Raw genomic sequence first — 19629 nt, 5'->3', positions numbered from 1 at the left:
GGTCAGTCCACCGTGACGGCGATACTCGCCTCGGACTCGGCTCCGGTCCAGTCGGAGACCATCACGAGGTACACCCCGGGCTCGACCGGGAAGGTGAGGTACGGGTCCCACTGACTCCCGCCGTACTGGGCGGCCGACTCGCTGCCCCGGTCGTCCTGGTCCTGATAGGAGCCATCCGGGGAGACCACGGTCAGGACCGGGTCGGCGTCGGTGGTGGTGCGAACGTCGACGGTGACCATTCCCGCGGCCGACACCGGAACGTAGCCGAGCCAGACGTTGTCCTCGGGGATGGCGATCGAGTGCGCGCCACCGGCCGGGATCTCGGTGACGACGTCCAGGAGCGCGGCCGTGAGGTCGAAGTCGGTCTCGTAGCCCCCGTACTCCGCGAGTCGGACCGTGTACTCCCCCGGCTCCAGGTACAGCCCCAGCAGCGGATCACGACGGTTGGACACCAGGACGTCCGCGTTGCCGGGCGGGTCATCGTTGAACGCGATCTGCTGACCGCTCCCGTCCAGCAGGGTGAGCGTCAGGTCGATGCCCTCCTGCGCGTGACCGATGAACGCGTACACCCCCGCCGCAGGGATCGTGACGACGCCGTCCCAGGTGCCGTCCTCGGGCAGCGACCCCGCGGTCGTGCTGCCAAGGGTCACCGGCGCCGGGGCGCTCTGCGTGGGCGCGGCGGTGGGCGTGGGTGTCGGGGTCGGCGTGGGTGTCGGCGTCGGGCCGGCGGTCGGCCCGCTGGTGGTGCTCGGGCCCGCCGTCGGGCCGGGATCACCGCCACCCGTCAGCGCACCGTAGGCGAGGAAGACCGCGACCGCGATCGCCAGTACCGCGGCCACTGCTACCGCCACGATGATCGGCGTCTGGTTACGGGACGGCGGCGCGCTGGCCGGGCCGTAGTAGCCGGCGCTGCCGGGTGCACCGGCCTGGCCGCCAGGGGCGCCGTACCCGCCGGAGCCGCCGTAGGCGCTCGTCGTGTCGCCGCTGTACGCCGTCGGTGCCGCCGCGTAGCCGGACAGTCCGCCGCCCGCGCCGCCCGGCCGGCCGGCGTTCTGCCCGTACGCAGCGGTCGCACCGTTCTGCCCGTACGCAGTGGTCGCACCGGTCTGCCCGTACACATCGGTCGCACCGGTCTGCCCGTAGGCCGTGCCGCCGGTGGCCAGCCCATATGGATCCGCCTGCCCGTGCCCCGGTGCCGCACTGGCTGGCCCGTACCCGCCGGGCACGCTGGCCTGCCCGTACCCGGTAGGCGCACTCGCCTGCCCGAACCCGCCGGGCTGCGACCCGCTCGCGGCGACCTGCTCCGACCAGTTGACACCGTCCCAGTACCGCAGCTGGTCGGCGCCGCTCGGATCGGGGAACCAGCCGGCTGGTGTCGTCACAAGGGCCTCACAGGGTCGTCGGGTCCGGGGCGCGGATCGGCACCGGTCGGGGCGAGATCCGCACGATCATATGATCCGCGCCGGGGTCACCGGCGAGCGCGTCCACGGGCAGAACTCCCCTGGCCGACCTGCGTATCCGCCTGTCAGTCCTGCCGCAGTACGGCGACGCTCCAGGGCGCCGCCGAGTAGCCGCCCACCACGTCGACCGCGGCGGTCGTGGGCGCGCCCGCCTCGTCCAGCCACACGTTGAACTCCGGCTCCGCCCACGGCGCGGTGTCGATGATCCGCCGCCAGGTCCCGCCGCGCGGAGCCTCCGGGACCGCGAAACCGACCGCGGCCGCGGTCATGTTCACCAGGACCAGGTAGTCGTGCCCACCCACGCCGGAGCCGTCGATGTGCACCCGCACGGCCCGGTCGTCCTGGCCGGGACCGCCGGAACCGTCCGGCCGGGCGAAGAAGTAGGTGACGTCGTCGTCATCATGGTCCAGATCCCCGTAGCGCGCCTGCCGCAGTGCGGGCTCGGCGGCCCGCAGCCGCGCGAGCGCGACCGCGAACCGGAAGTACGGGTTGATGTCCGACGGCGTCGCGGCCGTTCCGAAGTTGTCGTGGTAGCCGATCTCGGGTCGGGCCGGGTCGACGCCGATCCGGTGCGGGGCGTTCGTGGCCAGCATCCCGTAGTTGTTCCAGATCCCGATGGAGTTCAGGCTCCACGGGTTGTTGTTCCCGTTCTGGGTGCGTCCGAACTCGTCGCCGGAGACCGTCATCGGCACCCCGCGGGAGAGGAACAGGATCGCCCAGAAGTTACGCAGCCGGGCACGGCGCAGCGCCTGGTCACCGCCGGAGTCCCAGGACTTGTTGTCGTCGCTACCGCCGTCGGACGGTCCGAACGGTGGCGGGGAGTCGTTGACCTTGGCCGGGTAGCTGACCAGGTCCATGAGCGTGAACCCGTCGTGCGCCGTGATGAAGTTGATCGAGCGCTGGGCGCCGCCCTGGTCGGCGAAGTGGCGGTGGTCGCCGTTGAACTTGCGCATGAACTCGCCGACGTTGCCATCGCCCTTGAGATACTCGCGCATCGTGTCCCGGTAGCGCCCGTTCCACTCACCCCAGCCCGGTGGGAAGTTGCCCACCTCGTAGCCCCACAGGTCCCAGGCCTCCGCGATCACCTCGACGTGCCGGCGCCGGGCGAACTCCGCGATCTGGACCAGCAGCGGGTGCTCGGTGAAGAACTGCCGCTGGGCCTGCCAGTCCTCGCGTTCGAAGGCGCTCGGGGTCCGGCCGAGCACGGTGGCGAGGTCGAACCGGAAGCCGTCCACGTCCATCTCGTCGACCCAGTACCGCAACGAGTCCAGGACGAGGCCCTGACTGGCCGGCGAGGAGTGGTTCAACTGGTTCGAGGTGCCGGTCGCGCCGTCGATCAGGCGGTGCTCGTCCGTCATCGAGTAGTACTCGGCGGTCGCGAAGTGGCCGAGGGAGGTGAACCCCGTGGTGTGCAGATCGCCGGCCCAGTGCCCGCCCTCACCGGTGTGGTTGTAGACCACGTCGAGGTACACCTCGAGTCCGTGGTCGTGGAACGCCCGGACCATCGCCTTGAACTCGTGGGTCGGGCCGCCCGGCCGCTGATCGTGGGCATAGTCCCGGTTCGGCGCGAAGAACGCGAGGGTCTGGTACCCCCAGTAGTTCGAGGTGCCCGCGTCACCCGGCATGGCCGTGGTGTCCGACGCGTGCACGGGCAGCAGCTCCACGGTGGTGAACCCGGCAGCGCGCAGGTACGGCGCGAGCAGACCCAGCCCCGCGTAGGTGCCGCGGACCTCTTCGGGGATGTCCACCACGTCCTCGAAGCCGGGCACGCCCGCCAGGGTCGCCCGCAGCGCGCCTGCCGAGGGGTGAGCCGTGGAGGTGCGCACGTGCGCTTCGCAGATCACCGCGTCCTCGGCGCGCCGCCGGGGTCGCACGCCGGTGGGTGTCTGGTCGTGGATGAGAACGGACTTCGGCGCCCACCGGCCCGAGTCGAGCTCGCGCCGTGGCCTGCCCCGCACGATCTCGCCGCCGGTTCCGAGGACCTCTGCGGCGCCCTGGCTGCCGACGAGCGCGCGGTGCGACAGGTTGTGGCTGATCTCCCGTGCGTAGGGGTCGAAGACCACCTTGTTGGGATTGAACCGGTTCCCGGCCTCGTCGAAGTCCGCGGTGAAGCCGGCGCCGCTGTCCCCGCGGGTCCAGTCCTGCGCCACGTCCCAGCCGGGCCCCCAGACCCGGAACGCGTAGAGCACCCCAGGCTCGATGCCGCCGATCCGGGCGCGCCAGACGCCGTCGGGGCAGCGGGCCATCACCGCGTCGGCGGTCGCATCCGCTCCGACCGCCTCGGGATAGAACTCCAGGAGCACCCGGCTGGCGAGCGGTGCATGGACGGCGAACGAGGCGGTGCCTGTGGCCTCGTCCCACTCGGCCCCGAGCGGCCAGGTGGACTGTGCCCATCCGGCGGCATCCTCATTCGTGATCGTCAAACCCATCGGACGTCCCCTCCAGCGACAGCGGCCCCCACGGCCCCGCGTTTCGGTGACGGTATCCGGGTGGGATGAAGTCCGCACGGACAGCGCGTGAACCGTGCCCCTACCGGACGTGACATGCGTCTCCCTGAATTTAGTTGATGTCACTCAACCATCGCCGTATAGTTGCTGTCGATCAACTAATTCTTCGTCGCTTAGGAGCACGCTCGCGTGAGCACCAACACCGCAGGCAGTGCCGGCCGGTCAGCCGACACCGTCACGTCCGCACCACCCTCGAACGGCTCCCCCGCCCGGATGACGCATGCCGAGGTCCTCCAGGCCCTCACCGGCCTGCTCCTGGCGATGTTCGTCTCGATGCTCGCCAGCACCGTGGTGGGCACGTCGCTACCGGTCATCGTCTCGGACCTCGGCGGCTCCCAGACCTCCTATACCTGGGTGATCACGGCGACCCTGCTCGCGACCACCGTCTCGACCCCGATCTGGGGCAAGCTCGCCGACCTGTTCAATCGCAAGGTCCTGCTGCAGCTCGCTCTCGTCATCTTCGTGGTGGCCTCCGCGGCCGCCGGGTTCTCCCAGGACACGTCGATGCTGATCGGGATGCGCGTGATCCAGGGCCTCGGCGCCGGTGGCCTCGCGGCCCTGACCCAGATCGTCATGGCGGACATCGTCAGCCCGCGTGAGCGCGGTCGGTACATGGGGCTGTTCAGCGGGGTGATGGCCCTCGGCATCGTCGGCGGACCGCTGCTCGGCGGGTTCCTCACGGACACCATCGACTGGCGTTGGAACTTCTTCGTGGGCGTCCCGGTCGCGATCGTCGCGATCGTCATGCTGCAGAAGACGCTGCACCTGCCCGCGATCAAGAAGCGCAAGGTCAAGATCGACTTCCTCGGTGTGGTCCTGCTCGCCGCCGGCGTCTCGCTCCTGCTCATCTGGGTCAGCCTGGCCGGCACCCAGTTCGAGTGGGCCTCGGCCACCACGGCCTGGATGGTCGGTGGCGCCGTCGTCGCCCTGGTCGCCCTGGTGCTCGTCGAACTCCGTGCCGACGAGCCGATCATCCCGATGTCCATGTTCTCCAACCGCACCTACACGTTCTCGGTGCTCGGCTCCATAGCGGTCGGCGTGGCGATGTTCGGCACGTCCGTGTTCCTCGCCCAGTACATGCAGCTCGCTCGCGGGGCCAGCGCCACCCAGTCCGGCCTGATGACGATCCCAATGGCCGCCGGCATGCTGATCCTCTCCGCCGTCGTCGGCGCCGTGATCACCCGGACCGGCATCTGGAAGCGCTATATGGTGCTCGGCTCGATCCTGTTCACCGCGGGCCTGCTCCTGCTCAGCACGATCGCCTATGACACCAACTTCGCGCTCGTCTCGCTCTACATGTTCATGCTCGGCGCAGGCGTCGGCATGGTGATGCAGAACCTCGTCCTGGTGGTGCAGAACGCCGTGCCACCGGAGGAGATCGGGGTGGCCAGTTCCGGCGTCGCGTTCTTCCGCAGCCTCGGCGGCACGATCGGGATCGCGGTCCTTGGCACCGTCCTGGCGGACAAGGTGACCGAGCTGCTGGCCGCACGCCAGACCGAGCTCTTCGGTGCGATCGCAGCCCTCGGGGACGACGGCACGGCGATCGCCGACGGCCTGGCCGCAGGCACCATTCCGGCCGTGCACTCCCTGCCCGAGTCCGTGAAGGTGATCATCGAGTCGGTCTACGGTGAGGCCGTCGCCCACGTGTTCCTGGTCGCCGCGCCGCTGGCGCTGCTGAGCATCGTGGCCGTGGCCCTGCTGCCGAACCTGCCGCTGAGCGACCAGACCCGCCACGAGCGCGAGCTCGACGAGACCGTCACGGCCGAGGCAGAGCTCGTCGGAGTGGCCGCGGCCGGCGCCGGTGTCGGCATCGTCAGTGACGGTTCCGACGCCCCACGAACCGATTCCGCCGACGGCGACGGACCCGCGACGGGTGAGCAGCCCCGCGTGGTCGTGCCCGCTCAGTAGGATGCCCACCATGACCCGGTCCGGATCCGATGTGGCGGCTGCCGCGACGGGTCCGGACGACCCGGAGCTGCGGGCCGCCATCCGCGAGGTGGAGATCCAGTTCTCCAACCTGTTCGTGCACGCGAAGCAACTGTTCCGGCGCCGGGCGCTGGGGATCCACCCGGACCTGTCCATCCTCGGCTACCGGATCCTCGGCACCGTCGTCCGCGAGGGCGCCCTGCAGCAGGGGCACGTCGCGGAACGGCTCGACCTGGACAAGGCCGTGGCCAGCCGCACCATCAAGCACCTCGAGGACCTCGGCCTGGTGGAGCGGGCGGCGGACCCCCGCGACGGCCGCGCGTTCCTCGTCACGGCCTCCGAACTGGGTCGGGCGCGCTACGAGGCGACGAGCGACCGCGAGCGCGCGGTCCTGCAGGCGCGGCTCACCGAGTGGGGCGTCGAGGACCTCCACCGGTTCAGCGACCTTCTCGGCCGGCTGATGGATGAACTGGACGTACGCCCCGGGGAGTAGGCCCGCCTGCACCCGGCAGCGGACGACGCCGAGGCCCGCACGGCCTAGCGTGGTCTGGTGACCTGGGCCTGGGATGAGCAGACGCGACTGCGACGGGGTCGCCGCGCGGCCGTGTTCGGGCCGGTGGCGATCGCCGTGGTCGCGGTGTTCGGGACATTCGGCGCCTGGCACAACCAGCCGGACGCCCGGCCCCCGGGCCCACTCGGGGTGCTCCTGGTGCTGGCCGGCCCCGCCGCGCTGCTGGCGGCACGCCGGCGGCCGCGGACCGTCCTGGTGGCGGTCCTCGCGATCACGCTCACCTACCTGGCCCTCGACTTCCCGTACGGCCCCGTGCTGCTCGCCCTCGGGGCCGCGGTGATCGTCACCGTGGTGAGCGGCCACCGTGCGTTCGCCTGGCTCCTCGCCGGTGTCGCGCTGCTCGGGGCCCAGCTCATCCGGGTGGGTCTGCGCGATGAGGGCTTCTCCTGGTTCGGTCTCACCGCGACGATGGCCTGGGGCCTGATCGTCCTCGGCGTCGGCGAACTCATCCGGCTCAATCGGGCCCGTCAGGCGGAGTGGCGCCGCGCCCGCGCCGAGGCGCAGCGCCGCCGCGCGAGCGAGGACCAGCTCCGGGTGGCCCGCGAACTGCACGACGTGGTGGCGCACCACATGTCCCTCATCAACGTGCAGGCGGGCGTCGCGCTGCACCTGGTGGATCGGCGGCCCGAGCAGGTCGAGCTCGCGCTGACCACGATCAAGGACGCGTCCAAGGAGGCGCTCACCGAGCTCCGGGCGCTGATCGGGGTGCTACGCGCCGAGGGTGAGGACGCGCCGCGCGCGCCGGCGGCCGACCTCGCCGGGCTCGCGCCGCTCATCAACCGGGCCTCCCAGGCGGGGGTCAGCACGACCCTGGAGGTGGCGGGCGACCTCGACGAGGTGCCCGCGGCCGTCGGTGCCGCCGGCTTCCGGATCATCCAGGAGGCGATCACGAACGTGGTCCGGCACAGTGGCGCCACCCGCGCCCGGGTCCGGGTCACGGTCGGTACCGGCACCCTGGACCTGAGCGTCACCGACAACGGCCGCGGGCCGGGTGCCGACCCGGTGCCCGGCAACGGCCTGCGCGGCATGACCGAGCGGGCCACCGCCGTCGGCGGCACGGTCCGCCTGGACGAAGGGCCCGACGGCGGGGCTGCTCTGGTCGCACATCTACCGTGGGGGACGGACTCATGATCCGGGTTGTGCTCGTGGACGATCAAGCGTTGCTGCGTGCGGGGTTCCGCGCCCTCATCGACGCCGAGGACGGCCTGGAGGTGGTGGGCGAGGCCGGTGACGGCCGCGACGCCGTCGAGGTCGTGCGCCGCACCCGGCCGGACGTGGTGCTGATGGACATCCGGATGCCCCGCCTGGACGGGCTCGAGGCGACGGCCCGGATCACCGCGGACGCGGACCTGGGCGACACGCGGATCATCATCCTGACCACGTTCGAGCTCGACGAGTACGTGTTCGAGGCGATCCGGCAGGGCGCGAGCGGCTTCCTGGTCAAGGACACCGAACCGGTGGACCTGCTCGCCGCCATCCGCGCCGTCGCGGACGGTGACGCGTTGCTGTCACCCTCGGTCACCCGGCGGCTCATCGGGGAGTTCGCGCAGCGCAGTCGCGCGGCCGCACCGTCGGGTCGACTGGACCGGCTCACCGACCGCGAGCGCGAGGTGGTGGCGCTCGTCGGCGAAGGCCTGAGCAACGACGAGATCGCGACGCGGCTGGTGCTCAGCCCCGCCACCGCGAAGACGCACGTCTCCCGCGCCATGATCAAGGTCGGCGCCCGCGACCGCGCCCAGCTCGTCGTCCTCGCCTACGAGACCGGCCTGGTCCGGCCCGGTTGGGCCCCCTGACCGAGGACGGCAGGAACCATGCTTCCGTGGAGCCCCAAAAGGGGGACGATCACGAGCCGACCTGGGGGTACGCGTGACTCGGCGCAACGCGACAACTCTGGGGACAGTTCGAGACGGTCTGGACCGAGGACCCGGTCCCGCTCAGCACCGACGACACACCGAACGACGAGATGGATCCGGTCGATCCCTGGTAGCACGCCGAGGCAGCTGAGGCCCGTCGGGTGCCCGGACCACCACCGGCACTGCACCGGCACCCGGGTCGCGTACTCCCGGCGGGGTAGTTGCGTGGTCACCGGGTGGTCCCGGCGACGCAGCCGAAGTGTCCTCCCCCGCCCGACGACGTGGTGGCCTGCGATCGCGAGGATCGATCACGTCCCGAGACACGGGATCGAATCCGCACCGAAGGAGCACACCATGAACACCCTCACCGACATCGCGGCCCAGCACGGGCCGATGTGGGCCGGTGGCGGCGGACCTGGCTGGTGGATCGTCTTTCCCATCGTCTGGTTCCTCGTCATCGTGACCGTGATCCTGCTCGTCGGCCGGTTCGGCCGCCGCCGCTGGGCCGAGGCCCGCAGCGGCGTGGGAGCCGGGCGGTCCAGGCTCGCCGAGCGGTTCGCCGGCGGCGAGATCGACGAACAGGAGTACCGCAGCCGGCTGGCCGTCCTGGATGAGGTTCGCCGGAAGTAGGCGCCTCCGGGCCGCCTGAGCCCGATGGCTATCGCTGCCCGACCGGGGGTGTGGCCGCGACCGCTGTGTCGCGGTCACACCCCCGGTCCCGTGCGGGCTCGACCTAGACTGGCCGGGTGCGGAGGTTCTGGGCGTCACCGGCAGTCAGGATCGGTGCCTCCATCTCCGTCGCGACCGGTCTCTACGGCATCTCGTTCGGCGCCCTCGCCGTGGCGTCCGGGCTGAGCGTTCCCCAGACGTTGGCACTCAGTCTGCTCATGTTCACGGGCGGCTCCCAGTTCGCCTTCATCGGTGTGATCTCCGGCGGCGGGACGGGCGCGGCCGCGTTCGGGGCCGCCACCCTGCTCGGACTCCGGAACGCCGTCTACGGCACGCAGATCAACCGAATGCTGAAGACCCCGTGGCCGCTCAAGCTGGCCGCCGCACACGTCACCATCGACGAGTCCACCGCGACCGCCGTCGGGCAGGAGGATCCGGCCGAGCAGCGCCGCGGGTTCTGGGTCGCCGGGGTCGGCGTGTTCGTGCTCTGGAACACCTTCAGCCTGCTCGGCGCGATCCTGGGCGGCGCACTGGGCGACCCGGCCCGCTGGGGGCTCGACGGTGCCGCGGTGGCCGCGTTCCTCGGCCTGCTCTGGCCCCGGCTGAAAGGGCGCGAGCCCGTGGCCATCGCCGTGGTGTGCGCGCTCGTCACGGTGCTCGCGGTGCCGCACCTGCCGCCGGGCATACCGATCCTGGTGGCCGGCCTGGTCGCCGCCGTCTGGGGCTGGATCAGCCACGGCCGCGCGGACGAGGGCCTGGAACCGGACGTCGATCCGTACCCGTCCGGCGGGCACGGCGCGACCGATCCGACCGGCGGGGAGGTCCGATGAGCACCGGCCTGTGGTTCTGGATCCTGCTGGCCTGCGCCGTGGCGTTCCTGACGAAGCTCGCCGGCCACCTCGTTCCGGCGCGGCTGCTCGAGGACGAGCGGATGACGCGGGTCGCCGGGGCGCTGACGATCGGGCTGCTGGCGTCCCTGGTCGCCATGAACACCGTCTCCAGCGGGCAGGACGTGGTCCTGGACGCCCGTATCGGCGCCCTCGTCGCCGCGGCGATCGCCCTGCTGCTGCGGGCACCGTTCCTCGTGGTGGTGCTCGTCGGGGCGGGCGCCGCCGCGCTGCTGCGCCTGACCGGGATGGGATAGCGCTCAGGCCCGCCCGAGCCGCCGGGGCAGCAGCACCCACAGCCCGAGCAGGACCACGACCGCCAGCCCGGCGGCGATGAGCGCGGCCGTGCGGCCGACCACGACGTCGAACACGAACAGCGCCGTCCCGGTGATCACGAGCGCCAGGGTGAGCAGGCCGACCTGCGCGAGCCGGTTGGCGGCCGAGACCAGCTCGGGCTTGCGGCGACGCCGGAACAGCACCCGGTGCAGGCTCACGGGTGCCACGACGAGCGCCGTCGCGCCGAGCGCCAGCGCGACCAGCACCAGGTAGATGGCCACCTGATCGGTGCGCAGGTCCGCGAAGCGTTGCTGGAACGGCAGGGTGAGGAGGAAGCCCGTGAGGATCTGGGCCCCCGTCTGGGTCACCCGCAGTTCCTGCATGAGTTCGTCCCAGTTGCGGTCGGCGCGCTCGGACGCCGTCTCGTCGCGGCCGTCGCCGCTTGTCTCCTGCGCCGTCATGACTCCAGTGTGACCCGCACCTGCGCGCGGCGCCCGTGGTGCGCCACCGGCTGGACGTGCGGGGCGGCGCCCTCGCCGGCCGGGTAGCGTGCGAAGCGAGTTGCGGCCCCTGCGCCGCGGGGAGTGAGCATGGTGGCAGTAGGCAACGCACCGGAGAACCGGCTGTGGACGAGGGACTTCGTGTTCTCGATCGTCACGAACTTCTTCATCGCGATGATCTTCTACCTCCTCATGACGACGATGGCCGTGTACGCCATCGACCGGTTCCAGGCGAACCAGACCGCGGCCGGGCTGGCGTCCAGCGGCTTCATCCTCGGCGCGGTGGCCGGCCGCGTCTTCGCCGGGAAGCTGCTCGACGCGTTGGGGCGGCGCCGGATCCTCCTGGTCAGCCTCGCCCTCTTCGTGGTCATGTCCCTGCTGTACATCCCGGCCCAGAGCCTCGGCCTGCTGATCACGGTCCGGGTCCTGCACGGGATCGCCTTCGGCGCCGGCACCACCGCGCTGGCCGCGTCGGTGATGGGCCTGATCCCACCGCTGCGCCGCGGCGAGGGCACCGCGTTCTTCGGCACCAGCAACACCCTCGCCACGGCGATCGGACCGTTCCTGGCGCTCCAGCTCGTGGCCGGCCCGGGCTACCCCACGCTGTTCGCGCTGTGCGCCGTCGTGTCCGCTCTCGCGATGGGCGTCGGGGTGCTGATCCGGTTCCCGGCCGTGACCCTCTCGGCGGACCAGCGCGCCGCCGTCCGGCGCCTGCACCCGAAGGAATTCGTCGAGGTCAGTGTCCTGCCGATCGCCTCGATGATGCTGCTCGTCGGACTCGCGTACTCCGGGATCCTCACGTTCATCAACTCCTACGCCCTCGAGACGGACCTGGTCGACGCGGCCAGCACGTTCTTCGTCGTGTTCGCGGCGGTGACGCTGATCTGCCGCCCGTTCGCCGGTCGCCTCCAGGACAGCCGCGGCGACAACGTGGTGGTGATCCCGGCGATGCTGGCCTTCGCCGCCGGCCTGGCCATCCTCGCCCTCGCGCAGTCCCCCGCAATGATGTGGACGTCAGGTGGCCTGGTCGGCCTCGGCTTCGGAACCCTGATGTCGAGTTCCCAGGCGATCGCGGTCACCTCCGCACCGGTCCACCGGGTCGGGCTGGCGACGTCCACGTTCTACCTCGCGACCGACCTCGGCGTGGGCGTCGGCCCGCTCCTGCTGGGGTTGCTGCTCGGCGCCACCGACTACCGCACGATGTACCTGACGCTCACCGTCGTGGTGCTGGGCGGCATCGCGCTCTACTACGTGGTCCACGGCCGTGACCACCGGCGGCGGCGCGGCGCCGTACAGCAGGCGGCCGAGGACGATACGGGCGAGCCCCCCGACCCCGACGGCACCGGAGACCACCCTCAGGTGGAACCCTGACTCGTGGCGGCCGTCGTCATCCGTTGGTAGGACGGTTTCCGGTGCTCGGTTCCGTCCACGGCGTGACGATCGGTGGCCGCGCGCGCGGTTAGGCTCGTCAGGTGCACAGCGACAACTCCGTGACCGTCCTCGCCGGTGGCGTGGGTGGCGCGAAGCTCGCCGAGGGCTTCGCCCGCCTCGGTGATGACCTGACCGTCATCGTGAACACCGCCGACGACGCGCGCATCTACGGGCTGGCCATCAGCCCGGACCTCGACACCGTCATGTACACCCTCGCCGGGATCGCGAACCCGCGGACCGGCTGGGGCATCGACGGTGACACCCTCGCCGTCCTGGACCAGATGCGCCGACTCGGACAGGACACCTGGTTCACCCTCGGCGACGCCGACCTCGCCACCCACGTGCTGCGCACGGACCGGCTGCGCCGTGGGATGCCGCTCTCGACGGTGACGGCGCAGCTCGCCGGAGCCCTCGGTGTGCGGGCGGCCCTGGTCCCGATGACCGACGACCCGGTCGCCACGGTCGTGGACACCCCGGCGGGCCGGTTCTCCTTCCAGGAGTACTTCGTCGCCCGCCGGCACGCGGACACCGTCACCGCTCTGACGTTCGACGGCGTCGCTGAGGCGAGTCCGGCGCCGGGCGTCCTCGAGGCATTGCGGGAGGCCGCCGTGGTCGCCATCGCACCGTCCAACCCGTTCGTGAGCGTCGGGCCGATCCTGTCCGTCCCGGGCGTCCGTGCCGCGCTGGCCTCGTCCTCGGCCTGGCGGGTCGCCGTCAGCCCGGTGATCGGCGGCGCGGCACTGAAGGGCCCCGCAGCCCAGATGCTCGCCGACCTCGGGCACGAGGTGTCCGCGCTCGGCGTCGCCCGGCTCTACGCCGACGTGATCGACGCCATGTGTATCGACGAGCAGGACGCCGGCCTCGCGCCCGCGATCGCCGACCTCGGCCTGGACGTCGTCGTAACGAACACGGTGATGGGCGACGGCGCCGACCGCGAGCGACTCGCCCGCGAACTGCTCGCGGAGCGAGCCCGATGACCGCACCACTGACCAGCGTGACCGGGCAGCCGAACCTGGCGACCGCCGTCGTCCCTCTGCGGGACGGCCGCACCGGCAAGACCCGCCTGGCCGAGCACCTACCCGCGCGCGAGCGCGGCCGGCTCGTGGCGACCCTGGCCAGGCACGTCGTTGCCACCCTGCTCGCCGCGGACGGCGTCCGCCGGGTCCTGGTGGTGACCGCTGATCCGGTCTTCGTCACCGACGCCCTCGAGGCCGACCCCCGACTCGAGATCCTCACCCAGCCGTCCGCGCACCCGGGCTTGAACGGGGCCGTCGAGTTCGGCCGCGAGCAGGTCCGCCGGCGCTGGCCCGGCGACCGGCTGCTCGTCATCCACGCCGACCTGCCCGCCCTGTCCACCGCCGACGTGGCAGCCCTGCTGGCCCCGGCCGCACCGGTCACGCTCGGCCCCGACCGGGCCGGCCTCGGCACGAACGCGGTACTCCTGCGGCCCGGCACCGACGCCTTCACGTTCGCGTTCGGCGAGGGCAGCCTCGCCCGGCACCGCCACGAAGCCGAATCGTTGGGCTCCCCCGCCGCCCTGGTCCGTCGGGACGGCACCGCGATCGACCTCGACACCGAGGCCGACTTCGGCGCACTGGCGCCGCCCGTGCAGGAGTGGCTCCGGGCCGGGATCGCGGTGCCCGACGATGGCCAGCGACTTCGGGCACTCCCATGACCATCCCCGTTCACCGGTGCACGACCCGCTATCTTCGAGGGGTTCACGCCGCGGTCACCCGCCAGGTCTTCAGTAAGTCACACCGACATCTGCGACTGGAAGTTGCTCTATGACGCTCGCCTTCATCCCGCCGACCCGCACCGGCATCGAACCGGAGACGGTCCGCACGGACCTGCCCCGGATCAACCAGATGTCCGAGTCCGCCTTCGGCCCCAAGGGCCATGGGGTCCACACGGCCTTCCTGGAGACCACCCAGGGGTTGCGTGACCTGGGATACCAGGTGGGTACGAACGAGCGCTGGCGGGACGGCATCCTGCACGTGCACACCCTTGGACCCTGGCCGCTGTACCGGCTGCGGACCCATCGGGGACCGAAGGTCGTCTCCGCGCACGTCACGGCGGACAGCCTGCGTGGGAGCCTGCGCGGCTCGACCCTGTTCCGCAAGCCGATCGAGGGCTACCTCCGGTACTTCTACGGCTCCGCCGACCACGTCGTCGCCGTGTCCGAGGCGGCCAAGGCCGAACTGCTCGAGGGCGGTGTCCGCACCCCGATCAGCGTGATCCCGAACGGCATCGACCGGCGGGCCTTCGCACGCTCCGCGGACAGCCGGGACCTCGCGCGAGCGGACCTGGACGTGGGCGCGGACGAGTTCGTCGTGCTGACGGTGGGCCAGGTGCAGCCCCGCAAGGGTGTGGAGACGTTCCTCGAGGTGGCCCGCGCGCTGCCGCACGTGACGTTCGTGTGGGTGGGGTCGGTCCTGTTCGGTGCCCTGGCGTCCTCCCGCGGGCAGCTCGAGGCACAGATGCGCTCGGCGCCCCCGAACGTCCGGTTCGTGGGGCAGCTCGACCGGGCCCGGGTGGCCCAGTGGTATCTGGCCGCGGACGTGTTCACCTCGACGGCCCGCCAGGAGACGTTCGGGCTGGTGGCTCTCGAGGCCGCGGCGGCGAGTCTGCCGATCGTGCTCCGGGACATCACCGTGTTCCGGGAGCTGTTCGGCGCCGACGGAGCGCTGTTCCCGTCCGACGCCGCCGGTTTCGCCGAAGCGGTGGAGTCGCTTCGCCTGGATCCGCAGGCTCGTGCCACCGCGGCCGCGAACGCGGAGCAGCTGGCGCACACCTATGGCGCGGAGGTGGTCGCGCAGTCCGCCGCGGACCTGTACCGATCCGTCCTCGGCGCCCCGGCCCTGGTGCGCGCCCGCCGCTGAGCCGCCTCGCGGCGCCTCGCCGCCGCGGCGTCACGGTGGCTCAGAGCCGCCCGCGCACCGGGGTCCGCTCGGCCGGGTCACCGCCGTCGGGCATCACCATCTCGGCCCGCACCCCGAGCAACCGCACCTCCCGCTCGGGATCCAGGTCGGCGGCGAGCCCGAGTGCCGCCGCAACCACCTCGGCCCGGTCCCGGGTCGGTGCGGGCAGCTTGCGGGCCCGGGTGAACGTGAAGAACGGCGCGTACCGGACCTTCAGGGTCACCCTCATGACCGCGCGCCCTTCGGCGTCGGTGTCCTCGAACGCCTGCTCGGCCAGCACCGCGACGGCCTCGGCGACCTCCGCGGGCGTGGTCAGGTTGCGCTGGTAGGTGGTCTCCCGGCTGTGACCGCGCGCGATCCACGGACTGTCGTCGACCTCCGCGGGGCCCTCGCCTCGGCCCAGGTCGTGGTACCACCGGCCCATCCGCGGTCCGAACTCGCCGACCAGGAGGTCCTCATCGGCGTCCGCCAGCTCGCGCACCGTGCGGATCCCGTGGCCGAGCAGGCGCTTGGACACCTTCGAGCCCACGCCCCAGAGCGCGATGGTGTCCCGGTCCCCCATCACCTCGAACCAGTTCTCGGCCGTGAGCACGAACGTGCCGCGGGGTTTGCCGAAGTCGGTGGCGATCTTCGCGCGCACCTTGTTGTCCCCGACGCCCACCGAGCAGTGCAGGTCGGTCGCCGCCAGCACGGCGGCACGGACCCGGGCCGCGAACGCCTCGGCGTCGGCGAACATGCCCGGGTCTCCGGCGGGGGCGCCGAGGAAGGCCTCGTCCCAGCCGAGCACCTCGACGACCACGCCGAGGCCGCGGAGCGAGGCCATCACCTGCTCGGACGCCTCGTTGTAGGCGTTGTGGTCCACCGGCAGGATGACCGCGTCCGGCACCTTGCGGGCGGCGACCCGCAGCGGCATCCCGGACCGGGCACCGAACTCCCGGGCCTCGTAGGAGGCGGTGGAGACGACGGCGCGCTCGGTCGGGTCGCCCCGGCCGCCGACGATCACCGGCTTGCCGGCCAGCTCGGGGCGGCGGAGCACCTCGACGGCGGCGATGAACTGGTCGAGGTCGACGTGCAGCACCCGGTGCACGGTGGTGCCGGGCGTGCTGGGGCCCGGCTCGGCGCTCATCGGGTCAGTCTTGCGCCGATGCCGGTCCCTGTCACGCCCGCGGGTGCTGTTTCCGCAGTCGACTCCTACCAGGCGTAGTCCTCGGGCGCCGTGCGGTGGCCTGGGAAGATCTCGTCGAGCCGCGCGAGCGCGTCGGCGTCGAGGGTGACGTCGAGGGCCCGGACGGCGGAGTCGAGCTGGTCCTGCACGCGCGGTCCGACGATGGGTGCCGTGACGGCCTCCTGGTGCAGCAGCCAGGCCAGCGCCACGTCCCCGGCCGGCTTGCCGAGCTCGTCCGCGAAGTCCTCGTACGCCTGCACCTGGTCACGACGCTCCTCGAGCACCTGGGCGGCCCGGCCGGTGGTGCGGCGCACGCCGTCGCGCTCCTTGCGCAGCACGCCGCCGAGCAGCCCGCCCTGCAGCGGCGACCACGGCAGGATGCCGAGCCCGTAGTGCTGGGCGGCCGGGATCACCTCGAGCTCGATGCTGCGGGTGGCGAGGTTGTAGAGCGACTGCTCGGAGACCAGGCCCATGGTGTGCCGGGCGGACGCGGCCGCCTGGGCCTGCCCGATGTGCCAGCCGGCGAAGTTGGACGACCCGGCATACAGGATCTTGCCCTGGGAGATCGCGACGTCGACCGCCTGCCAGATCTCCTCCCAGGGAGTGTTCCGGTCCACGTGGTGGAACTGGTACAGGTCGACGTAGTCGGTCTGGAGCCGCTGCAGGCTGGCGTCGAGGGCCCGGCGGATGTTCAGCGCGGAGAGCTTGCCCTCGTTCGGCCAGTCACCCATGTCCCCGTACACCTTGGTCGCCAGCACCGTTCGCTCACGCCGGCCCCCTCCCTGGGCGAACCAGTTGCCGAGGATCTTCTCGGTGATCCCCTCACCCTTCTTGCCGCCGTAGCCGTTCGCCGTGTCGAAGAAGTTGATGCCGCTGGAGTGCGCGGAGTCCATGATCGCGTGCGCGTCGGACTCGGACGTGTGCGGGCCGAAGTTCATCGTGCCCAGGCAGATGCGACTGACGGACAGGCCGGTGCGGCCGAGGTGGGTGTAATCCATGTCACCCAGCCTTGCGCGCACCCGGCGTTGGGCGCAACGTCGTCCACGGGCCGGACGGCACACGCCCCGCCCGTGCGGGCCGCCGATCGTGCATGATGGCGGCCATGCATCGACGCACCATGGGCCGCCCTGACGTGGCCACGATCAGGACCGAGTGGGAGATCAAGGACGAGCGGTTCCGCGGCATCGGCGGGGACCGGTTCGTCCAGGTCCTCTTCGAAGGCGGCCGCTGGCTCGAGGGACCGGTGTACTCGCCGGCCTGGCGCTCCGTGCTGTTCTCCGACATCCCGAACGACCGGGTGCTGCGCCTCGACGAGACGACCGGCGCCGTCGGGGTCTGGCGCGACGGCGCCGGCTACGCGAACGGCCGCACCCTTGACCGGACCGGCCGAGTGATCTCCTGTGAGCACGGGACCCGCTCGGTCACCCGGATCGAACCGGACGGCACCCGCACCGTGCTGGCCGACGCGTGGGACGGCCACCGGTTGAACAGCCCCAACGACGTGGTCACCCGGGCGGACGGGACCATCTGGTTCACCGACCCCAGCTACGGCATCGACACCGTGTACGAGGGGCACGCGGGCGAGACCGAGACCGGCGGCTGTCACGTCTACCGGATCGGGACCGACGGCACCGTGACCCGGGTGGCCGACGACTTCGACCGGCCGAACGGCCTCGCGTTCAGCGCCGACGAGCAGACCCTGTACGTCACCGACACCGGGCGGCGGCATCTGCGCCGGTTCTCGGTGGGCACGGCGGGCGACGACCCTGCTCTCAGCGGCGGCGACGTGATCGCCGAGTGCGACGCGGGCGGCTACGACGGGATCCGCCTCGACGCCGCGGGCCGGATCTGGGGCGCCGCGGCCGACGGCCTGCACTGCCTGGCCCCGGACGGCACCCTGCTCGGCAAACTCCTGCTGCCGGAGATCTGCTCGAACCTGACGTTCGGCGGCCCACGCGGGAACACGCTGTTCGTGACGGCGACGAACACCCTCTACTCGCTCATGGTGAACGTCACCGGCGCGCGCTACCCGGACGCGACGGTCTGACCGCCCTCATGGCTGTGGCCCCGCGACCCGCCACCCGTCGCGCAGTCGCGTCGGTCGTGCTCGCCGCCGTCGCGGCGGGCGGCCTCACCGGATGTGACGCCTTCCTCGGAATCAGCGACTCCTACCACGACACGGTCGAGTGGCTCGAGGACCAGTCGATCCTGATCTCGGTCGTGAGGATCACCGAGTACGAACACGACTTCGAGACGCAGGGCGAGGTGCGGGGCGAGCTGGACCCGGCGGCGACTCCCGCAGAGATCGAAGCATTCGCCATCGAGGCCGTCCAGTTCCTCGACACGCAGTCGCGTTCGGTGATCGACGTGTACCTGGGGCACGGCGAGATCAACTTCGCCGTCGAGGATGTGGAGTCGACCCGGCAAGCCATCCCGATCTGGCAGCAGGTCGAGGAGCTGCCCGGCGTGCGCGGCGCTCTCGTGTCGGGGGATTCCGTCACGACCCGGGGCCTGCGCGCCGACATCCGCACCGTCGTCGAGGGACTGCAGTCGCTCGACGTCGGCTACCGGGCGCAGGCACTCACCGATGACGCGGCGTTCGAGACCGACGTCATTCCGGGTGCGTACGCCGGGAGGATCGACGAGAGGGTGGTGGGGACGGTGCTCGCCGAGCGCGACTGCACCCCGGCGACCGGTGTGCTGCCGATCGCGCTCGACCTGGTCGAGGGCGGGGCGGGCGGCATCCTCGACCTGTGCCGGTACTGGCAACTGAACTACCTCAGCCCGATCGGCGAGGCCGCGATCGCCCTGCGTGCCCGTCTCGATGAGGCTGGAATCACCGACCTGCCGGTGTCGATGTCGATGGTGAGGCTGGTGGAGTACGACACACGGGAGCGCACGGCGACGGTGACGCCCGGCTCGGCCGACGGGCTCGGGATCCTGCTCGCCATCGACGCGTCGACGGAGTTCGGAGAAGATGCCTCGTTCACTCTCGATGAGAACCGCGACCTGACGTTGTCGGCCTACGACGATCCGACCTCGCTGCTGGCGGACCTCGTGCTCGGGTCCCCGGCATCCGTGGCTGTGGGAATTGTGACGCTGAGCGGCGAGGACTTCTCCGTCACGGCGCCCGCGGATCAGCTGCAGGCCTTCCAGGACGAGGCACAGTCGCTGGATGCCGCCGCGCCCGTCTTCCACTACTTCAACTACGCTCCCGCCACGCTGGGGATGTCTCTCCCGGATGACCCGATCGATTCCACCCCGGAAGCGGTGGTGCGGGCGGCCGCCGGGGCGCTGTTCGACAGCGGAGCGTGGCGGGACCGCCAGGTCACCATCGACTGGAGCGGCGACGAGCTCGAGATCGATTCCGGCGATGCCGCCGCGCTGGAGGGCGGGGCGGCGAACTCGGAGCAGCTGACCTGGTTCCGGGACGAATGGGTGGGGCTCAACTCCTGAGGGTTGGCGG

18 protein-coding genes are annotated in these 19629 nt (G+C 71.6%); 13 read left to right on the top strand and 5 right to left on the bottom strand.

Going from position 1 to position 19629, the window contains the following annotated elements:
* Positions 1–2: 2 nt before the first annotated feature.
* Positions 3–1382 carry a DUF2510 domain-containing protein gene (locus KCQ71_RS01930; protein ID WP_223402254.1) on the bottom strand — a complete coding sequence of 460 codons (1380 nt, stop codon included), beginning with the start codon at positions 1380–1382 and terminating at the stop codon, positions 3–5.
* A gap of 143 nt (positions 1383–1525) precedes the next feature.
* A complete protein-coding gene (locus tag KCQ71_RS01925; protein WP_223402252.1) occupies positions 1526–3889 on the bottom strand; it encodes an alpha-amylase family glycosyl hydrolase in 2364 nt (787 codons plus the stop codon).
* 291 nt (positions 3890–4180) lie between these two features.
* Here KCQ71_RS01925 and KCQ71_RS01920 point away from each other — a divergent pair, with 291 nt between their 5' ends.
* From KCQ71_RS01920 to KCQ71_RS01890, 7 genes are all read left to right on the top strand, one after another.
* Entirely contained in the window at positions 4181–5875 is a 1695-nt protein-coding gene (locus KCQ71_RS01920; RefSeq protein WP_223402802.1) for an MDR family MFS transporter, read from the top strand.
* A 10-nt stretch (positions 5876–5885) separates the two neighbouring features.
* Positions 5886–6386 carry a MarR family winged helix-turn-helix transcriptional regulator gene (locus tag KCQ71_RS01915; RefSeq protein ID WP_223402250.1) on the top strand — a complete coding sequence of 167 codons (501 nt, stop codon included), beginning with the start codon at positions 5886–5888 and terminating at the stop codon, positions 6384–6386.
* Between the two features lie 57 nt (positions 6387–6443).
* On the top strand, positions 6444–7595 hold the full coding sequence (locus KCQ71_RS27500; protein ID WP_223402248.1) for a sensor histidine kinase: 1152 nt from the start codon (positions 6444–6446) through the stop codon (positions 7593–7595).
* Positions 7592–8257: a response regulator gene (locus KCQ71_RS01905; RefSeq protein WP_223402246.1), complete on the top strand. Its 666-nt coding sequence runs from the start codon at positions 7592–7594 to the stop codon at positions 8255–8257. The genes KCQ71_RS27500 and KCQ71_RS01905 overlap by 4 nt, the downstream gene beginning before the upstream one ends.
* A gap of 414 nt (positions 8258–8671) precedes the next feature.
* The gene (locus tag KCQ71_RS01900; protein WP_223402244.1) at positions 8672–8947 is read left to right on the top strand and encodes an SHOCT domain-containing protein; all 276 of its coding nucleotides are present in this window, start codon (positions 8672–8674) and stop codon (positions 8945–8947) included.
* A gap of 116 nt (positions 8948–9063) precedes the next feature.
* A complete protein-coding gene (locus KCQ71_RS01895; protein WP_223402242.1) occupies positions 9064–9816 on the top strand; it encodes an AzlC family ABC transporter permease in 753 nt (250 codons plus the stop codon).
* Positions 9813–10130 carry an AzlD domain-containing protein gene (locus tag KCQ71_RS01890; RefSeq protein ID WP_223402240.1) on the top strand — a complete coding sequence of 106 codons (318 nt, stop codon included), beginning with the start codon at positions 9813–9815 and terminating at the stop codon, positions 10128–10130. The genes KCQ71_RS01895 and KCQ71_RS01890 overlap by 4 nt, the downstream gene beginning before the upstream one ends.
* Before the next feature lie 3 nt (positions 10131–10133).
* Here KCQ71_RS01890 and KCQ71_RS01885 read toward each other — a convergent pair whose 3' ends face one another.
* Positions 10134–10610 (bottom strand): DUF6328 family protein, encoded by a 477-nt coding sequence (locus KCQ71_RS01885; RefSeq protein WP_223402238.1) that lies wholly within the window; start codon positions 10608–10610, stop codon positions 10134–10136.
* A 129-nt stretch (positions 10611–10739) separates the two neighbouring features.
* On the opposite strand from KCQ71_RS01885, the gene KCQ71_RS01880 reads away from it, so the two are divergent.
* The 4 genes from KCQ71_RS01880 to KCQ71_RS01865 all read left to right on the top strand — a co-directional run bounded on the left by KCQ71_RS01880 (position 10740) and on the right by KCQ71_RS01865 (position 14959).
* Positions 10740–12020, top strand: a complete 1281-nt coding sequence (locus KCQ71_RS01880; protein WP_223402236.1) for an MFS transporter — start codon at positions 10740–10742, stop codon at positions 12018–12020.
* Between the two features lie 101 nt (positions 12021–12121).
* Positions 12122–13057: a 2-phospho-L-lactate transferase gene (gene cofD, locus KCQ71_RS01875; RefSeq protein WP_223402234.1), complete on the top strand. Its 936-nt coding sequence runs from the start codon at positions 12122–12124 to the stop codon at positions 13055–13057.
* Positions 13054–13755 (top strand): 2-phospho-L-lactate guanylyltransferase, encoded by a 702-nt coding sequence (gene cofC, locus KCQ71_RS01870; RefSeq protein ID WP_223402232.1) that lies wholly within the window; start codon positions 13054–13056, stop codon positions 13753–13755. Before cofD ends, cofC begins: the two co-directional genes overlap by 4 nt.
* Before the next feature lie 109 nt (positions 13756–13864).
* A complete protein-coding gene (locus tag KCQ71_RS01865) occupies positions 13865–14959 on the top strand; it encodes a glycosyltransferase family 4 protein (RefSeq protein ID WP_223402230.1) in 1095 nt (364 codons plus the stop codon).
* A 40-nt stretch (positions 14960–14999) separates the two neighbouring features.
* Here KCQ71_RS01865 and KCQ71_RS01860 read toward each other — a convergent pair whose 3' ends face one another.
* Positions 15000–16124: a DNA polymerase IV gene (locus KCQ71_RS01860; RefSeq protein WP_223402228.1), complete on the bottom strand. Its 1125-nt coding sequence runs from the start codon at positions 16122–16124 to the stop codon at positions 15000–15002.
* A 65-nt stretch (positions 16125–16189) separates the two neighbouring features.
* Complete coding sequence (locus tag KCQ71_RS01855; RefSeq protein ID WP_223402226.1) at positions 16190–17161, bottom strand: aldo/keto reductase; 972 nt, start codon at positions 17159–17161, stop codon at positions 16190–16192.
* A gap of 104 nt (positions 17162–17265) precedes the next feature.
* Here KCQ71_RS01855 and KCQ71_RS01850 point away from each other — a divergent pair, with 104 nt between their 5' ends.
* A complete protein-coding gene (locus KCQ71_RS01850; protein WP_223402224.1) occupies positions 17266–18210 on the top strand; it encodes an SMP-30/gluconolactonase/LRE family protein in 945 nt (314 codons plus the stop codon).
* Positions 18211–18224: 14 nt separating this feature from the next.
* On the top strand, positions 18225–19619 hold the full coding sequence (locus KCQ71_RS01845; protein ID WP_223402222.1) for a hypothetical protein: 1395 nt from the start codon (positions 18225–18227) through the stop codon (positions 19617–19619).
* Positions 19620–19629: the final 10 nt, after the last annotated feature.

The organism is Occultella gossypii, from assembly GCF_019947135.1.
Lineage (GTDB): Bacteria > Actinomycetota > Actinomycetes > Actinomycetales > Beutenbergiaceae > Occultella > Occultella gossypii.
Note: the sequence above shows the minus strand (reverse complement) of the source record. Positions and strands in the feature narration are given on the sequence as shown.